This is a genomic window from Acinetobacter sp. YH16056_T (assembly GCF_024605895.1).
GTDB classification, from domain to species: Bacteria; Pseudomonadota; Gammaproteobacteria; order Pseudomonadales; family Moraxellaceae; genus Acinetobacter; species Acinetobacter amyesii.
In genome coordinates this window covers 2,102,920-2,120,439 of the sequence record NZ_CP094545.1, presented here as the reverse complement: position 1 = coordinate 2,120,439, position 17,520 = coordinate 2,102,920, and the positions used below count along the sequence as shown (strand labels likewise).

General features: G+C 39.8%; 15 protein-coding genes. 7 read left to right on the top strand and 8 right to left on the bottom strand.

Going from position 1 to position 17,520, the window contains the following annotated elements:
• Positions 1-116: 116 nt before the first annotated feature.
• Positions 117-1,418 (bottom strand): NAD(P)/FAD-dependent oxidoreductase, encoded by a 1,302-nt coding sequence (locus MST17_RS10530; RefSeq protein WP_180027212.1) that lies wholly within the window; start codon positions 1,416-1,418, stop codon positions 117-119.
• Between the two features lie 103 nt (positions 1,419-1,521).
• On the bottom strand, positions 1,522-2,835 hold the full coding sequence (locus MST17_RS10525) for a D-alanyl-D-alanine carboxypeptidase PBP6B (RefSeq protein ID WP_306669803.1): 1,314 nt from the start codon (positions 2,833-2,835) through the stop codon (positions 1,522-1,524).
• A gap of 180 nt (positions 2,836-3,015) precedes the next feature.
• Here MST17_RS10525 and MST17_RS10520 point away from each other — a divergent pair, with 180 nt between their 5' ends.
• Positions 3,016-4,719: a M61 family metallopeptidase gene (locus tag MST17_RS10520; RefSeq protein WP_180027210.1), complete on the top strand. Its 1,704-nt coding sequence runs from the start codon at positions 3,016-3,018 to the stop codon at positions 4,717-4,719.
• 302 nt (positions 4,720-5,021) lie between these two features.
• Here MST17_RS10520 and MST17_RS10515 read toward each other — a convergent pair whose 3' ends face one another.
• The 3 genes from MST17_RS10515 to MST17_RS10505 form a co-directional block, all read right to left on the bottom strand.
• Positions 5,022-5,492, bottom strand: a complete 471-nt coding sequence (locus tag MST17_RS10515; protein ID WP_257246855.1) for a transposase family protein — start codon at positions 5,490-5,492, stop codon at positions 5,022-5,024.
• Complete coding sequence (locus MST17_RS10510; protein WP_071851480.1) at positions 5,440-5,835, bottom strand: transposase family protein; 396 nt, start codon at positions 5,833-5,835, stop codon at positions 5,440-5,442. Before MST17_RS10510 ends, MST17_RS10515 begins: the two co-directional genes overlap by 53 nt.
• Positions 5,836-6,002: 167 nt before the next feature.
• On the bottom strand, positions 6,003-6,791 hold the full coding sequence (locus MST17_RS10505; protein WP_078189062.1) for an rRNA large subunit pseudouridine synthase E: 789 nt from the start codon (positions 6,789-6,791) through the stop codon (positions 6,003-6,005).
• Positions 6,792-6,980: 189 nt separating this feature from the next.
• Between MST17_RS10505 and icd the strand changes: the two genes are divergently transcribed.
• Both icd and MST17_RS10495 read left to right on the top strand, forming a co-directional pair.
• The gene (gene icd / locus MST17_RS10500; RefSeq protein ID WP_180027240.1) at positions 6,981-8,234 is read left to right on the top strand and encodes an NADP-dependent isocitrate dehydrogenase; all 1,254 of its coding nucleotides are present in this window, start codon (positions 6,981-6,983) and stop codon (positions 8,232-8,234) included.
• A 406-nt stretch (positions 8,235-8,640) separates the two neighbouring features.
• Positions 8,641-8,787: a hypothetical protein gene (locus tag MST17_RS10495; RefSeq protein ID WP_180027239.1), complete on the top strand. Its 147-nt coding sequence runs from the start codon at positions 8,641-8,643 to the stop codon at positions 8,785-8,787.
• Between the two features lie 316 nt (positions 8,788-9,103).
• On the opposite strand, the gene MST17_RS10490 is transcribed toward MST17_RS10495, so the two are convergent.
• A complete protein-coding gene (locus tag MST17_RS10490; protein WP_180009464.1) occupies positions 9,104-10,279 on the bottom strand; it encodes a YbfB/YjiJ family MFS transporter in 1,176 nt (391 codons plus the stop codon).
• Positions 10,280-10,511: 232 nt separating this feature from the next.
• A complete protein-coding gene (locus MST17_RS10485) occupies positions 10,512-11,942 on the bottom strand; it encodes a pyridoxal phosphate-dependent aminotransferase (protein ID WP_180027238.1) in 1,431 nt (476 codons plus the stop codon).
• Between the two features lie 228 nt (positions 11,943-12,170).
• Here MST17_RS10485 and msrB point away from each other — a divergent pair, with 228 nt between their 5' ends.
• The 4 genes from msrB (at position 12,171) to MST17_RS10465 (ending at position 16,192) form a co-directional block, all read left to right on the top strand.
• Positions 12,171-12,590, top strand: a complete 420-nt coding sequence (msrB, locus tag MST17_RS10480; protein WP_180009463.1) for a peptide-methionine (R)-S-oxide reductase MsrB — start codon at positions 12,171-12,173, stop codon at positions 12,588-12,590.
• The gene (locus MST17_RS10475; RefSeq protein WP_180004104.1) at positions 12,587-13,069 is read left to right on the top strand and encodes a glutathione peroxidase; all 483 of its coding nucleotides are present in this window, start codon (positions 12,587-12,589) and stop codon (positions 13,067-13,069) included. The genes msrB and MST17_RS10475 overlap by 4 nt, the downstream gene beginning before the upstream one ends.
• A gap of 106 nt (positions 13,070-13,175) precedes the next feature.
• Positions 13,176-13,697 (top strand): TonB C-terminal domain-containing protein, encoded by a 522-nt coding sequence (locus MST17_RS10470; RefSeq protein WP_180027237.1) that lies wholly within the window; start codon positions 13,176-13,178, stop codon positions 13,695-13,697.
• A gap of 305 nt (positions 13,698-14,002) precedes the next feature.
• Positions 14,003-16,192 (top strand): TonB-dependent siderophore receptor, encoded by a 2,190-nt coding sequence (locus MST17_RS10465; protein ID WP_180027236.1) that lies wholly within the window; start codon positions 14,003-14,005, stop codon positions 16,190-16,192.
• 141 nt (positions 16,193-16,333) lie between these two features.
• On the opposite strand, the gene dapC is transcribed toward MST17_RS10465, so the two are convergent.
• Complete coding sequence (gene dapC, locus MST17_RS10460) at positions 16,334-17,503, bottom strand: succinyldiaminopimelate transaminase (RefSeq protein WP_180027235.1); 1,170 nt, start codon at positions 17,501-17,503, stop codon at positions 16,334-16,336.
• Between the last annotated feature and the right edge of the window lie 17 nt (positions 17,504-17,520).

Here is a 17,520-nt window from a genome sequence, read left to right as displayed (position 1 = left end):
TTTAAGGGTTACATCATAAAGTGAAATTGCACTTTTGTAGACTAAATTTATCAAAAAAATGCAATTTTTAAATGTTTATGATGATTTTTTCATTAATCGGGGCAAATCTGTAAATTTCAATGCAATTTAATTTTAGGCGCAATTTTTCGTGTAACAAAATCTTTAGCCGTTAATAGTCCTGCATGTGCGTAGCCGTAAATTGTGGCTTGATGCATTCGATAAAGTGAAACGTACATTGATTTGGCAACAAAGCCTTGAACATTGACCTGACCTAAAAGTTCACCAACCGCTTTATGCTTGCTTAATGAGACTAGGGAGCCTTTGTCTGAAAATACGAACATTGGGAGTTGTTGACCACGGATACGCGCCTTTAAACAATCCACGAGAAATGACGCTTGTTGGCTGGCCACTTGAGCGCGTGGGCCGAGGACAGGCTCATCTGCACGCGGTTGGCAATGTGCACAATCACCAAACGCGAAAATATCTGGGTGTGCCTTAGTTTGTAATGTTGCATATACACTTAAACGCCCCATGCGGTCTTTTTCAAAGCCTTCAAGTTTAGAAATTACTTCTGGTGTTTTAATGCCTGCCGCCCAAACTTTTAGTTCGGCTTTAATTTTGCTTCCATCATTAAAATAAACATGTTCAGCATCGACTTTTTCCACACGTTTAGAGGTTAAGACCTCAATTTTCATGCGTTGTAATTGCTGCTGTGCATGCTCGGCCATTTTTTCAGGGAGTGCAGGCAGAATCCGATCAGCACCTTCAATCAAATTGATCTGTACGCTTTGAGGATGAATTTTATTTAAACCATATTTATAAAAATTATGTTTGGCTTCGACCAATTCTGCGGAGAGTTCAACGCCAGTTGCACCTGCGCCAATAATGGCAATTTTCAACTCACGTGCTGTATTGCTATTTTGCGCATCCAAATATAACTGTAAGAGATCTTGTTGGAAGATTTCAGCTTGTTGCAGACTGTCCAAATAATGGCAATGTTCATACACGCCCGGCGTGTTGAAATCGTTGGAAACTGAGCCTAAAGCAAGAACAAGGGTGTCATAACTCAGTTGCAGTTGTTCTTGAGTAGATTCATATTTACCTTGTTGGACTTTGCTGAGCTGAATGGTTTTTTCAGCAGGCTGAACATTTTCAAACTTAGCCAAGACAAATTCATAATGATGCTTCGCAGCATGCGCATAGTAATTAATTTCTTCTTCGCTGACTGACATCGTCCCTGCGGCAATTTCATGCAAGAGGGGCTTCCAAACATGCGTGAGTTTCATATCCACGAGGGTAATGCGCGCTTTCTTTTTTTTACCGAGTAAATCACCGAGTTGTGTGACCAGTTCTAAACCACCGGCACCACCACCGACAATGACAATATGGTGTAACTTGGAGTCATCAGCGTTATTCATTGAATTACCTATTTTATTATTGTTGAAAAAAAGAAGATGGCACGAGTATGCCATCTTCTTTTTTGCACGAATAACGAATTGTCTTACAAGTTACATAATCACATCATTGACCTAGAGGGTAGGTTTTAACTTCAGCTGAATCAGTATTAAAGATGCTAAAAAGGCCTTTGATCCACATCATGAAACGCTCAAAAATATTGGCTTCTTCAATTTGCACGTCATCTTCGATATCAAAGGTATTGATCAGCTGATTATTTTGATAAACAGTAACGGTGGCTAATTTCATTACTTCAGCCAAAGGCGCAGTGAGTTCTTTTTCATTTACTTCAACACTCAGTTTGGTCTGTGTTTCATGAAGTGGTTCAATGGCTTGAATTTGGCCATTGCCAGTATTTAAAAGAATACGTTGCTGTGTAGGATCAAAAGCTTTTAAATCGATGGCATAAGCTTGATCATAAAGTGAAGTTGTAATCAGTTTAGGTTGTTGAGTTTCCACCTTAAACATTTTCAAGGTTGATTTAACCACAGGTAATTCTGCAATTAATTGCTTATCTTTGATTGCAACTTCATTACGTGTATAGGTATAAGCCAAGTTCATGAGGTTGTGTGCTACTTCTGCACGTTTTAATCCACTTTTTGCCCCTAATACTACAACAATCAAACGACGTTCTGGCGCGTCAGGATTCGCGATCAAACGGTTGGCTGTTAAAGCTAAGTTATAACCTGCAGCTTTAGTAAAACCTGTTTTTAAGCCATCAACGGTGGGATCTTGTTTGAGTAAAATATTAGTTGCATGGTGGAAGCGTTGGTTATAACTAAAACTTTGTTGTTTTGAATAATATAAATAGTCAGGTGTTTCCGTCACTAGCGCTTGCCCTAAACGTGCAAGGTCAGCCGCCGATGAATAATGTTCTGGCATGGTAATACCGGCTGGATTTTGAAAATTGGTGTCATTCATGCCCAAAGCTTTAGCTTCTTTGTTCATGCGTTCAATAAATTTTGGAATATCACCAGAAATGCGTTCAGCTAAAGTCACTGCGGCATCATTGGCTGACATGACCACAAGACCTGCTAAAAGCTGATCAACTGAAATTTGTTCACCTGCTTTGAGATACATTTGTGATTCATCCCATTGAACCACTTGTACGACTGGGGTTGCGGTCAGGATTTCATTTTTCTTTAAATGACCTGCTTTAATTTCCTTTAAAGCAATATAAGCCACCATCATTTTGGTAAGTGAAGCAGGGGCACGCTGAACATGGCTATTATGTTCTGCAATCACCTGACCCGACTGAGGGTCTAAAATGGTCCAAGCTTCAGCTTCAACGGTTTCAGGGACAATATTTAAAAGGGCAGCATTTGCTATCGTGGAGCATAGAAAACTAAGCAGCGCGATGAGGTAAATCATGTGTTTCAATGAGGTTCCTTAACCAACCATTCCGTTGGTGGTAAAACGAAAAAATTTTTAGGCATGCTATGCCTTTTTTTTTCTGCTGACTAGTCATAATTGTAGACAATTGCGACAGTTCCGCATTCAGTTGTAAAAAATGTTAATCTAATTGATAAGTTATCTTTTATTTATTTTATATCGCCCATTATGTTGCATTATCAAATCGAATTTGACGATTATCGTCAGCATCTAGTCCATGTCACTGCACGTTTCTTGGCAAATCCTACACAGGTGCTTTCGTTGCCTACTTGGATTCCCGGAAGTTACTTAATCCGTGAATTTTCGAAGCATATCGAAGCCGTTCGAGCATATGATGAAGATGGGCGTTTGTTACAAATTGAGAAATTTGAAAAAAATAAATGGCGTTTATTCAATACAGATCATGAGTTGATCACGGTTGAATATGATGTATATGCCTTCGATTTATCGGTCCGTGGTGCTTATGTCGATCAAAGCCGTTTATATGTCAATCCAGCTTGCGCATGTTTAGGTTTAGTTGACCAAGAAGATACAGCCATTGAGGTTGAAGTTTTCTTGCCACCCGAGTTAAAGCATTTCCAACTTGCGACTGGATTAAAGTCAAAAAGTTTAGTGAAAGGTCGTTATACCTTATATGCAGATAACTATGCTCAGTTAATTGATGCACCGTTTGAACTGGCGGAACAAACCCGTTTTAGTTTTGAAGCCAACGGCATTCCGCATGAGTTTGTGGTGTCGGGCAAACATGCTATGAACGCGCAGCGTATGCAGCAAGACATCGAAAAAATTTGTTCGACTGAAATTTCAATGTTTGGTTCGGCGCCATTTAAAGACTATACCTTTATGACCATGGCAACGGCGAATAGCTATGGTGGTTTAGAGCATCCAAACAGTACGAGTTTAATTAGCCCGCGTGATGATTTACCAAAAGCCAATGAACCTGTAGAACCATCGGCAGATTATCAACGTTTCTTAGGGTTATGCAGCCATGAATATTTCCACTCATGGTTGGTAAAATTTATCCGTCCAGAAAACTTTGTGAATTATGACCTCAACAAAGAAGGCTATACCTCTTTGCTTTGGATTTTTGAAGGTTTTACATCGTATTATGATGATTTGATCTTGCTGCGTAGCGGTGTGATCAATCAGGATTCTTATATCAAGCTTTTAAAAGCACAAATAGATCGCTATTTGCAAAATCCGGGTCGTGAGATTCAAACTGTGGCTGAATCAAGCTTTGATGCATGGGTGAAATTCTACCGTCAGGATGAAAACTCAAATAATGCAGGTACAAGTTACTACAACAAAGGCTGCCTCGTGGCGCTGTGTTTAGATCTAGGCTTGCGTTTACGTGGTTCAAGTCTTGATGCCTTAATGCGTAAGTTATATGCAAATGCGCAAAATGGCATTCAAGTCAATGAACGGACTATTTTCAATTTATGTAATGAATTAACAGGTGATGATTGGTTAGAACAAATCAATCATTTGATTAATACTACGGATGAATTGCCGTTAGACCAGTTGTTCCCAGAGTTTGGCTTAAGCTATACGCTAAAAAATGACAAATCATTGCCATTTGGTCTAAAACTGGCTGATAAGCCTGAAGGTGTGTTGGTTCAGTCTGCTCGTCGTGATGGTGCAGCGGCAAAAGCTGGTTTGTCTGCGAACGATGTGATTATTGCGATTGATGGTCTAAAAGCGACCGTTAAATTGGTAGAAAAATATGCCAAGCAAGACGGAGCTTATAACGTACTGGCATTCCGCCGCGATGAACTGATGAGCTTTGAAGTAGAAGCGGCAGGTTCAGAATTGACGGAAGTTGAACTTAAAGTGGAAGATCAGGCTAAAGCTGAGAAGTGGTTGAAGGCTTAATTTGAAAAACATTTAAATTTCATGTAAAACCCATACTTAGTATGGGTTTTATTGTTGAAATTCTAATTGATTAGTATCTTGTCGGCATTTATTCTTGCCCATAGTCATTAAAACATTCATGTACTGAACGTATTAAATTACTTTAAAAGTTTGAGCTTTAATTTCTATCGAATAAAATTTTTAATTAATAGATAACAGCTTTTTTTGCATGACATTTATAAAAACTCAGTTCTTGAGATTTTGCCCTCAAATCTTCTGCAAGTTGTTGAGTCACGATTTGTTCAATAGATTTCTTTCATAAGTCATTTTTCACTCAGCTCCAAGTTATAAATTCCAGCAATTAGATTGAATCTTAATGCTAGTCTTTTGCCTCGATTGCGATATCGCTCAGCAAGAATTTTGAAGGTTTTCAAACTGCCAAATACATGCTCAATTCCAATTCTTCTTTTATTGATTTCCTGATTATAGATTTTTAGTTCGGAATCCAGTTTACAGCGCTTCTTTGCTTTTAATGGCAACAAGCTATTTGGATACACTGTATAAATTCCCTGATAACCCTTATCCGCAAGGATAAATGCACCTGCAGGAATCTGATTCAAGTTACGTCTGAAGAGTTCGAAATCATGTACGGCACCACGACTCGTACATAAACTCAGGATTTTTTGAGTTTGATAATGAATGATGGCCTGTACTTTGAAAGTGTGGATCTTTTTCTTGCCGCTATAGCTTTTCTTCTGTTTTTTTAGGCCTTTGGATTGGAATTTCTGTGGCATCCACGATCACAACATTCCAATCGATGCCTTCGCCCTCGGGTAAATCTTTGGGTAAATTAAAGAGATTGGACCGAATCAGGCAGTCTTCAACATGACGGACAATTCTTGAGGCTGTGGGCTCTGAAACCCCGTAGCTCGTCGCAACGTGAAATAAGGTTCGGTATTCCCGCCAATAGCTTAGACAGAGCAGAACCTGGTCTTCCAGGCTTAACTTGGGCGGTCTGCCTTTGGCAGGGACATGTTTCTTCAATTGCTCAACCATCAAATAGAAAGTTGACCATGAGATGCCTGTGTATCGCTTGAACTGAGGATCAGAAAGCTTGTTTGAATCGATGTATTTCATCCGCAGATTATGCACGAATGCTAAGAAATCCGGAGTGCAAATATTAACCAAAAAGAAGATCGTTTTTTGATTTATGAAAGAGATCTATTAATTAAATCTTAAACATTATTAAATTTATAAAATTGCAAAGGCCTACATCAAATGTAGGCCTTTTTTGAAGCTTTTTATCAACGTCCGTTACGGCCGCGGCCACGTGGGGCTTTGGTATTCGGACGAGTTGTACCATTGGTACGGCGTTTAGGTTTTTCGCTCTCATCCATTTGCCAGATACGTTTTGTACCAGACTTTTTCACTGAGCCATCTTTATTCTTACGAACCATTGGCTTACCACCTGTACCGCCTGGTTTTTTCACATAAGAGCGTGAACGGTAAGGTTCTTCAGCAGGTACATTTTGAAAGTCAGGGTAAAGTAAAGGTTCAATTTCTTTGGTTTCACCTGGCTCTAAAGCCAATTGAACTAAATCAATTGCACCAATACGTGTACGAATTAAACGTAAAGTTGGGAAACCCACTGCTGAAGTCATACGACGAACTTGGCGGTTACGGCCTTCACAAATTTGGATTTCAACCCAAGAGGTTGGAATGTTTGCACGGAAACGTACAGGAGGATCACGCTCCCATAACCATTCTGGCTGTTGCACTTTGATGGCTTTGGCTGGTAAGGTCATACCATCTTTCAGCTCAACGCCTTTACGTAATTGCTCAAGTGCTTCTTCTGTGATGTCACCATCGACTTGCACTAAGTAAGTTTTGAACTTTTTATTTTCAGGGTTGGTAATGTACTGATTTAAACCACCATGATCGGTTAAAAATACCAAACCTTCAGAGTCCATATCTAAACGACCTGCAATACGTAGACTAGGATCGTCCACGAAGTCAGATATGGTCATATGCGCTTCGTCTTTACGGAATTGGGAGAGCACGTCATATGGCTTGTTTAAGATGACGATTTTCATAGGAAATAACTTCTATTAAATACAATAATTCAAATTGGTTAAGATTTATTCAATAGGGAAATGCAGCTATTTCCCATCTAAATCTCAAAAAAGGTAGATTTGCTTTAGAGTATTATGCGTGAAGCGCAATTAAAAGTCTTATCAAACAGCAATTATTTTTTCACTCGCTTCTCAGGGAGGATCATAAAAATGGGTTATCAGAAGATCGTCGTTCCAGTGGATGGGATAAAAATTACAGTAAATTCAGACTTATCATTCAATGTTCCCAATAATCCAATTATTCCGTTTATTGAAGGCGATGGTATAGGTGTTGATATCACGCCCGTGATGAAAACCGTGGTGAATGCCGCAGTACAAAAAGCTTATGGTGGAAAACGTGCCATAGAATGGATGGAAGTCTATTGTGGTGAAAAAGCCAATAAAATTTATGGCACCTATATGCCCGAAGAAACCTTTGAGGCTTTACGCGAATTTGTGGTTTCAATTAAAGGGCCGTTAACGACGCCTGTCGGTGGTGGCATTCGTTCGCTAAATGTTGCACTACGTCAAGAATTAGATCTCTACGTCTGTGTGCGCCCAGTACGTTGGTTTAAGGGCGTTCCTTCACCTGTTCAGCATCCTGAACGTACAGACATGGTGATCTTCCGAGAGAACTCAGAAGATATTTACGCAGGGATCGAATGGAAAGCAGATTCGCCTGAAGCCAAGAAAATGATCAAATTTCTTAAAGAGGAAATGGGCGTCACTAAGATTCGCTTTGAGGAAAATTGCGGTATCGGGATTAAGCCTGTATCTAAAGAAGGTTCTCAGCGTTTGGTACGTAAAGCTATTCAATTCGCCATTGATAATGATAAGCCGAATGTCACTTTGATGCACAAAGGTAATATCATGAAATATACCGAAGGGGCGTTTAAAGAGTGGGGTTATGAAGTCGCACTTGAGCGCTTTGGTGGTGAATTGCTAGATGGTGGTCCTTGGGTCAAAATAAAAAATCCAAAAACGGGCAAAGAAATCGTGATTAAAGATGCGATCGCGGACGCTTTTTTACAGCAGATTCTCATGCGTCCGACCGATTATTCAGTCATTGCTACCCTAAATTTAAACGGTGACTATATTTCAGATGCTTTGGCGGCTGAAGTTGGCGGCATTGGTATTGCACCGGGTGCCAATATTGGTGGCGCGGTACAAGTTTATGAAGCGACACATGGCACTGCACCTAAATATGCGGGTCAAGACAAAGTAAACCCTGGGTCTATTATTCTGTCTGCAGAAATGATGCTGCGAAATATGGGCTGGACTGAAGCGGCAGATCTAATTATTAAAGGGATCGCAGGTGCCATTGAAGCCAAAACGGTGACCTATGATTTTGAACGACTCATGCAAGGTGCAAAACTATTACGTTGTTCGGAGTTTGGACAAGCCATCATTGAGCATATGGACTGAGTTTATTTGCCAATCTAAGTGTAAAAAATGCTAGGTGAAAAAAGGACTGAATGATTCAGTCCTTTTTTTATGGGAATTAATTAAACACACAGAAAAAGGGTTACTCAAGGCCATTTAAAAATACGAGATAAAAAGATGACTTCACGCAATCAATCAGATGGTTTGGCATGCTTGTCATGTTACCAAAAGTTTAAAACCACACTATTCGAGTGAACTTAGGTAATGCAGAAAATAGAGGGGGATTGATTTCAAATTAATTATTCTCCAGAAATTTTACAATGACGTAATTCGAAACATTTATCGGGTTGGTTCCATGAAAATTAGCGGTACATTGGTTGTTGTCCTTTAGTAGATGTACATCTAGTAACAGTACATTGTGATACTTATGATGATAAGGAGAAATGAAATGTCTCGTAAACAGCATCAACAAAACCAACAATCTGATCAACAGCAGCAAAATGATCAGCAACAACAACAACAGCAACAGCAACAAGACCAAAAGAAACAGAAACAACAGCCACATCAACGAAATCAGCGTCAACAACATCATTAGTAGGCTAAAGACTTTGTGAATCAAAGTTCATTTGGCCGAATGGTTTTTAATTGATCGAAATTTAAGTTTTATACGTAGACGAGAAGGAGATGAATTTGTCTAAGAAAACCAAATCACTTAAAAAGGAAATTAAAGCGAGGTTGAACAAAATTTCAAAGCATAATTCTGCTCTGAAAAAATTAAAGAAAAAGCTGAAAAAAGCTTAGCCCATTCACTCTTTATCAAAATGAAAAGACCTATTTATATAGGTCTTTTCTTTGTATGCATGACTTTTGTATGTGTGAATGATGATGCAGTTGAATGTCTTGTGATCGACCTAGACGGTATTTTTGCTGAATTTTGGTGTTCGAGTAAACCAAAAGAGTTGTAGTGTTCCAATGCAGAGTACGCATGCGGCTAAAATAAATTGCTGTGAATAATCAATACCAATTCGCTGTAAAAAACTAAAGCTTAAACCACCGATCAATTGAATAGATGCAAAGCACAGGGTTGCAATACTCCAGAGCTTTTTATAGGCGCTACCATAGATTTGCAGAATGGTATAAGAGGTGAGAAAAACCACTGCTGGATTGAGCAGGCCTGTAGCAAAAGAAGATAAAAAAGTAAAAAGTGGATGGATATTAATAATTGCTATAAAAATCGCCAAGACATAGCTGCTATATAATATTTTAAGAGCACTAATATTTCCCAGTTTTTGTGCTAGGCAGTAAGCAGCAAATGCTCCTAAAGCACTTCCTAGACCATATAAAATCCAATTGAAATTGATCCCGATCGGGCTTAGGTGTAGGGTGTGAGTTAAATAGTCAATCCAAAATAATGAATGGGGCACGTAAGCAAAAGCACTGGTGCTATACACGATTAAGAGACAATAGAAAATTCCATCAACTTTATGTTCTGCAGCTGAAATCGTGGTGAATGATGTGAGCTGTGTTTTAAAACTCTTCAAAAGTACGCTGAGTAAAATACAAATCAGGCTTGAAAAAGAAAATAAAATCAACCAAGCCCACTTTGTCGACATTTGTTGGATGTAAGGCAAAAATAGCGTTGCCATTAAGACCCCCAAGCCAATGCCGCTAAAACCAATAAAGTTGATTTTAAAGCGATCTTGAAGCACTGAACATTGGGCAACGACACTTGGGGAGAGGATCATCAGTAAGCCGCCACTGATCCCTGAAATTACGCGCCAAGTGCTGTACCAAATTTCTGAAAAACCTGAAAATGCACAACTGAGTAAACTGAGTGTCCCTGCAATAGCCGCGAGTTGGATGTAGCTCACCATGCTTTTATTTTGGGGTAATTTCATGGCCCAAAATGCGCCGATTAAGTAGCCGAGCAAATTGGCACTACCTAAGATGCTGGCAAAACTTGAGCTCCAACCAAATGCTTCGCGGGTTGAAGGGAGGAGTGCGGTATAGGAAAAACGTAATATCCCGATGCCTAGGCACATGCTTAGACAGAGAAATAGGCTCAGTTTAATTTTGTTTGAGAACATCCCGTACTCATGTGTTTTTATGATTGGTTAAAAAATAACATGAATATGCTGTAGAAAAATCAACAGATCTTAAAGTTTTGACTAAGGTCTAAGCTCAAAATAAATTTATAAAAACTTAACTATTCAAAAAGATAGCTGTGGTGTGAGTACAGTAAGAAATCAAATTTAAAGATACAGTAATAAAAAAACCGTACATGGCGTACGGTTTTTTTATTTTTAAAGCACTTATGAATTAACGCATTTTCGCCAAAAAACGACCTAAACGAGTGAGTGCTTCACGTAGTTCATTTTCAGCAGGCAAGAACACCACACGGAAATGATCAGGTGTTGGCCAGTTAAAACCCGTACCTTGAACCAACAGTACTTTTTCAGCACGGAGGAAATCCAACATGAATTTCTCATCGTCTTGAATTGGGTAAATTTCAGGGTCCAGTTTAGGGAAGCAGTACATAGCACCCTCTGGTTTCACACAAGACACACCCGGAATATCATTCAACATTTCCCAAGCAATGTTGCGTTGTTCATATAAACGTCCGCCTGGACGGATTAAATCATTAATCGATTGATAACCGCCTAAAGCTGTTTGAATCGCATATTGCGCTTGGTGGTTGGCACATAGACGCATTGAAGCCAACATATCTAAACCCTCAATGTAGTCTAGCGCACGTGATTTATCGCCTGTAATTGCCATCCAGCCTGAACGGTAACCTGCAATTCGATACGCTTTAGATAAGCCATTGAATGAAATACATAGCTGATCGCCTGCCAATGACGCAACAGAGACGTGCTCAATACCGTCATAAACGATCTTGTCGTAAATTTCATCAGCAAATAAAATTAAGTCGTATTTCTTCGCAAGAGCTACAATTTGCTCAAGCACATGACGTGGGTAAACCGCACCTGTTGGGTTGTTCGGGTTAATCACCACGATACCGCGGGTATTAGGGGTGATTTTACTTTCCATGTCGGCAGTATCTGGATACCAGAAATTTTCTTCATCACATTTATAGTGAATAGCTGTACCGCCAGAAAGGTTAACTGCTGCTGTCCAAAGCGGATAATCTGGCATAGGCACTAGCATTTCGTCGCCATCGTCGAGCAAGCCTTGCATTGCCATCACGATCAGTTCAGATACGCCATTTCCGACATACACGTCATTGACGTGCATGTTTAAGATGCCTTTTTGTTGATAATACTGACAAATCGCTTTACGCGCAGGGAAGATGCCTTTTGAGTCGGTATAACCAATTGCATTAGGCAGGTTGAGTGCCACGTCGTTAATAATTTCTTGAGGTGCTTCAAAACCAAAAGGAGCAGGGTTACCAATATTTAATTTAATAATTTTATGGCCAGCCTCTTCCATCTCATTGGCCGCTCGCAACACTGGTCCGCGAATGTCGTAGCAAACATGCTCGAGCTTAGACGATTTCTTAATTTCGCGGGGGGTGTTAAACGTATTCGGCATTTTTATATTCTCGGAAAGAGTGGAGGTCACTTTTGCATAACGGTATAAATAGCTTTTAAATGTCTCGGTCGTTACTAAATCGAGATGATGTTCGTCTCTGAGTAAAGCAACTATTTTTTCATGCGTAAACCCTGCCTGTTGATATTGTTTGATCACGGGCAGCAGATTTTTAAAAATTACGCTCTTTTTCTGCGACATTTTTTAATCCTGAGCAAGAGTAGCGCTAAGATTATCACTAAAGGTGCTCACAAAAAAGCATTTAATTTTGTATTTTGCTCACCACGATTTTATATTTGCTTACTTTTTGCTTTTTGGGTCATTATATAGATTTTGTAAATTGTTGAATAAAGACTAGAAATTTAAGATTGAATGACGTAAATATAGGATTATCCTATTTTAAATACCACGATATAAAGGGACGTCATCATGGGAAAACTCAATAAAACAGAAAGAGAATGGCAAAGAGAATTGTCGCCAGAAGAGTTTCGCATAACGCGTCAGAAAGGCACGGAGCAAGCTTTCACTGGAAAATATTGGAATACGAAACAAGCTGGCACGTATGTATGTCGTTGTTGCGGGGAACCGCTTTTTTCTTCTGAAACAAAATACGATAGCGGTTGTGGTTGGCCGAGCTTTTATAAGCCGATTGAACCTGCTGCAGTAGAAGAAAATGTAGATACGACACACGGTATGGTCAGAACAGAAATTGTTTGTCATCATTGTGACGCACATTTAGGGCATGTTTTCCCTGATGGACCACAGCCGACTGGATTGCGTTATTGTATTAATTCAGCATCCTTAGAATTAGAAACAAAAGAAAAAAATGATGAGGAAACTTATCCATGACCACCATTCACCAGTTTGAAGCAGAATTACTGGACGGAAGTAATAAATCCTTTGCAGATTATGAAGGCCAGGTTTTATTAATTGTAAATACCGCTAGTAAATGTGGATTTACTCCTCAATTTGCTGGTTTGGAGAAAATTTACGAACAATATAAAGATCAAGGTTTTGAGGTTTTAGGTTTTCCATGCAACCAATTTGGCGGACAAGATCCGGGTTCAAATGATCAAATTGGCGCATTTTGTCAAAAAAACTATGGCGTATCTTTTCCGATGTTTGCCAAAGTGAATGTAAAAGGCCCTGAAGCGCATGTGATTTTCCGTTATTTAACCAATAACTCGAAAGGCGTATTGGGTAATGGTATTAAATGGAACTTCACCAAGTTTTTAATTGGCAAAAATGGGCAAGTTATTAACCGCTATGCACCCACGACCAAGCCTGAAACATTGAATGAAGATATTGAAAAAGCTTTGGCTCAGTAAAATGAAGTGAATCATTGGCCGAACTGAGGTTGATATAAAGGCGCGAAAGCGTCTTTATTTTTTTGGATGTTTTATACTGACGTCTCTTTATTTGAAGGTCATAACATTGTTTAGGCAGATAGTTAAACGTCGAATTTGTGTTTTAACGGTTTTTTTACCCGTATGTGTGGGTACAGCATGGGCAGATAGCAATCTGAGCGCATCTGAAGTTGTAAAAACGTCTGTTGATGCCAGCAATCTAGACCGCACGAGAGATGCTCGGGTCAACGCATTATTGCAATTATTAAAAACACCTGTAGAAGAATACCAACCTACGCGTGTTGCTGATGCAATTGATCCACATGTCAAACCGAAAATGTATGACGTCTCTTGGGTGAATGCACCACAATATGTGCTATCTGCGTCTGAAATGAAAACATATAAGCATCCCGTCAAACTACAGCTCACCGTGATTGCTGCAACAGGCTATATTGTTAGCTCAAAACTCATTGCAAGTTCGGGCTCTAAAAGCTTTGATCAAAAAGTACAAAAATCCCTATTGGTTGCGCGACTTGAACCTATTCCGATGGTTGATAAAAAACTTAGTTATACCGTTGAACATGAATTTGCTATTCATCCACCTCAATAAGCCTATAGCAGAAGGGTTGTCTTAATCATGGTACTAGAACTGTCATTGCTCGGGTTTTCATCTAATGGTGGATGAGTGATTGGTTTCCCAAGTGTTATTAACTTGCTTGATATCGGTGTATTTGATGAATGAAAACACTCTTCAGCAATCAGGTGAGTGTAACTCGTTAAGTTGAGCTTAATAAAAAATTACAATTAAAAAATAAAAAGTAATAAATAAAAAGCATCGCAAATAATGAAATGAAAGAGTAAATGCTAATCACTATCATTTATTATATGGGCGTATTTTCTAGGATTACTCTCCCAATGTTAAAAATGAAGCAGCTCTGTGTGATGATGGCGTGTGCTACACAAGGGTTTACATATGTTTATGCGAATGAAATCGCTGAAAATGAACATCCCGCTGCCAATATCGATACTACTGAAGTTCAAACGCTAGAAGCCATTAATGTGGTCGTCAGTGCGGATGCTTCTGCAAATGGCTTGATGAAGCCTTATGCAGGGGGGCAAGTTGCGACGGGCGGTAAAGTGGGTATTTTCGGTAATCAGAAAAATTTAGAAACACCATTTAATATCACCAGTTATACCCAGCAATATATTCAAGACCGCCAAGCGAAGAGCGTCGGCGATGTGCTACAAGCAGATGCGGGTGTGCGTACGGCCAAAGGTTATGGGAACTTTCAAGAAGCTTATTTTATTCGTGGTTTTGCACTGGCATCAGATGATACGGCATATAACGGCCTGTATGGCATATTGCCACGCCAATATATTCCAACAGAACTGTTTGAGCGGGTAGAAGTCTTCAAAGGCGCTTCGGCATTTTTAAATGGTGCAATCCCAGGTGGAACAGGCATAGGTGGGTCAATTAACTTACTTCCGAAACGTGCCAGTAATGATCCCTTAACACGTGTGACGGTGGGGACAAACTTCAATGGTGCCTATGTGGCATCGGATGTATCACGTCGCTTTGGGACAGGTGATCAATTTGGAGTGCGGGTCAATACCGCTTACAATGATGGCGGAACCGAGATTGACCAAGAAAAGAAAGCACTTGGATTGGCTTTGATTGCTGCGGACTACAAAGGGGAGCGTTTCCGCCTATCTGGTGATTTGGGATATAACAATAACCGCCTTTCAGAAAATCGACCAAGTTTACGTTTAACCAATGCAGTTACACAGCTTCCGAGTGCTGCTCAGTATGCTAATTATCATGGTCAAGCATGGACTTATTCAAACGAAGAAGATTTATTCGGAAGTGTACGAGCAGAATATGACTTAACCGATGCAACAACAGCCTATGCCGCATATGGTTTCCGCAAATCAGAAGAAGCTGGTGTTTACTCAAGCCAACAATTAAGTGATACCGCAGCAGGAACGGCAAAACTTTCTGCATCGATGATTCCACGTAAAGATCGTAATCACTCAGCAGAATTGGGTGTCAAAACTAAATTTGAAACAGGTGCTTTAAAACATCAAGTGGTCGCTTCTGGTTCTTTATATCGTGCAGATAAACGCTATAGCTATGGTTATGCCACCAGTTTGAATGATAGTTTTTATGATCCGATTTATACCGAAGATTCTAACATTGACAAATGGTTGGGGGTAGAAGGGACTTATCCAAAAGCAGGTGTCAGTACCTTGAAAAGTTTTGCCTTGGGCGACAATATTTCGATGTTAGATGATCGTTTGACCCTCATGCTGGGTGCGCGTTATCAGGAAGTTGATCAAGACGTATATTCTTACGGAACCTATAAATACAATATTAATAAAAATCAGCTTACTCCGGCATTAGGTGTGAGTTATAAATTAACGCCTGAATGGTCTATGTATGCCAATTACATCGAAGCTTTGGTGCAAGGCGAAGCGATTTTGGATAGCGAAGGTAATAACTTTATTGCCGATCCATTTGTCTCGAAACAAAAAGAACTGGGCGTGAAATATGAAAATGGCTTGATTGGCGGAACATTGAATTATTTCTATACAGATCGCCAAAAAGCCTCAGTGAATAGCTCAGGGACTGCACAAATCAGTCAAGCGACGAATATTCACCAAGGGCTTGAATTTAATGCCTATGGTCAATTAACAGATTCAATCAAAATATTGGGCGGCGCAACTTGGATTGATACCGAGCAAAAAGACACATACCAAGATTTATTTGATGGACATCGTGTGATTGGTGTGCCGGAGTTTCAAGCCAATGTCGAAGCGGACTGGAAACTACCGATTGAGCAAGATGTGAGTGTAAATGGGCGTGTTGTCTATACGGGTTCAACTTATGCAAACAATGCCAACACATTGAAACTTAAAGATTGGACACGTGTAGATTTGGGTGCAAACTATAAAACGCAAATCAAGAATATACCCACCAGTTTGAATTTTACTGTGACTAATGTTTTAGATAAAGATTATTGGGCCTCTGCATCGGTGAACGACTATACGTATTTGTCACTCAGCGAACCTCGAACATTTAAATTGAGTGCTACATTTGATTTCTAATGGTTTTCAGTGATTTCTCAATGATTGTTTCAAAGTGAATACTCTTAAATGATTTTCACTAAATGATGGTTAAGAAATGACTCAAATAGAAATGCCCCAAATTTGGGGCATTTTTGTTATAAGCAAAGCGCTTTACATCAATTAAAGTACTGCTTTTAAGCGACGAATTACTTCTTCACATTGGGCAATATCGGCAACAAGGGCTAAACGGACATGGTTTTCACCCGGATTACCTTGTGCTGTATCACGCGATAAGTAACGGCCTGGAAGCACTTTAACGTGTGCTTTTTCCATGAGCATTTTGGCAAAGCTTTCATCATTATCGACTTTTAACCAGTAGTAAAACCCAGCATCAGGTTTTTGTAATGGTAGTAGGTGACCCAGTTCGCGTTGGAATAATTCAAATTTTGCACGGTACTGTACGCGGTTTTCTTCGACGTGTGCTTCGTCATCCCAAGCTGCAATTGAAGCTAACTGGTGTTGAACAGGCATCGCAGCGCCATGATAAGTACGGTATTGTAAATAAGGTTTTAAAAGCGCAGCATCACCTGCAACAAAGCCAGAACGCATACCCGGTAAGTTAGAGCGCTTAGACAGTGAGTGGAATACCACGCAGTTTTTATAGTCATCACGGCCTATTTCAGCACAAACTTCAAGCAGACCAACAGGCGCTTCATCAAACCAAAGCTCTGAGTAGCATTCATCAGATGCAATCACAAAATTATATTGGTCAGACAGAGCAATCAGTTTTTTAAACTGTTCTTTAGAAAGTACCGCACCTGTAGGATTACCCGGTGTGCAGACAAACAGTAAAGCGGTTTTTTCCCAAACTTCAGCTGGTACAGCGTCAAAGTCGCCAAGGTAGTTATTTTCTTCTGTACAGTTGATGAAGTAAGGCTCTGCACCCGCAAGTAAAGTTGCGCCTTCATAGATTTGGTAAAACGGATTTGGCATCACCACATAAGGGGCATCTTCACGTTTAACCAAAGCTTGTACAAACGAGAAGATCGCTTCACGTGTACCTGATACAGGCAGGACGTTGGTGTCTGCACTGATGCTATTGAGTTTAAAGCGACGGGTTAACCAATTTGCAATACTTGTGCGAAGCTCAGGTAAACCCTTGCTGTTTGGGTAAGTTGATAAGTGTTGAAAATTATCAATAATGGCCTGTTTCACAAACTCCGGTGCAGGATGCTTTGGCTCACCAATCGATAGGGGAATCAAAGGCAACTCTGCGGGTTTCACATCCTGAAATAGCTTATTTAGCTTTTCAAATGGATAAGGGTGCAATAATGACAAACTGGAGTTCATGGAATGGATACCGATCA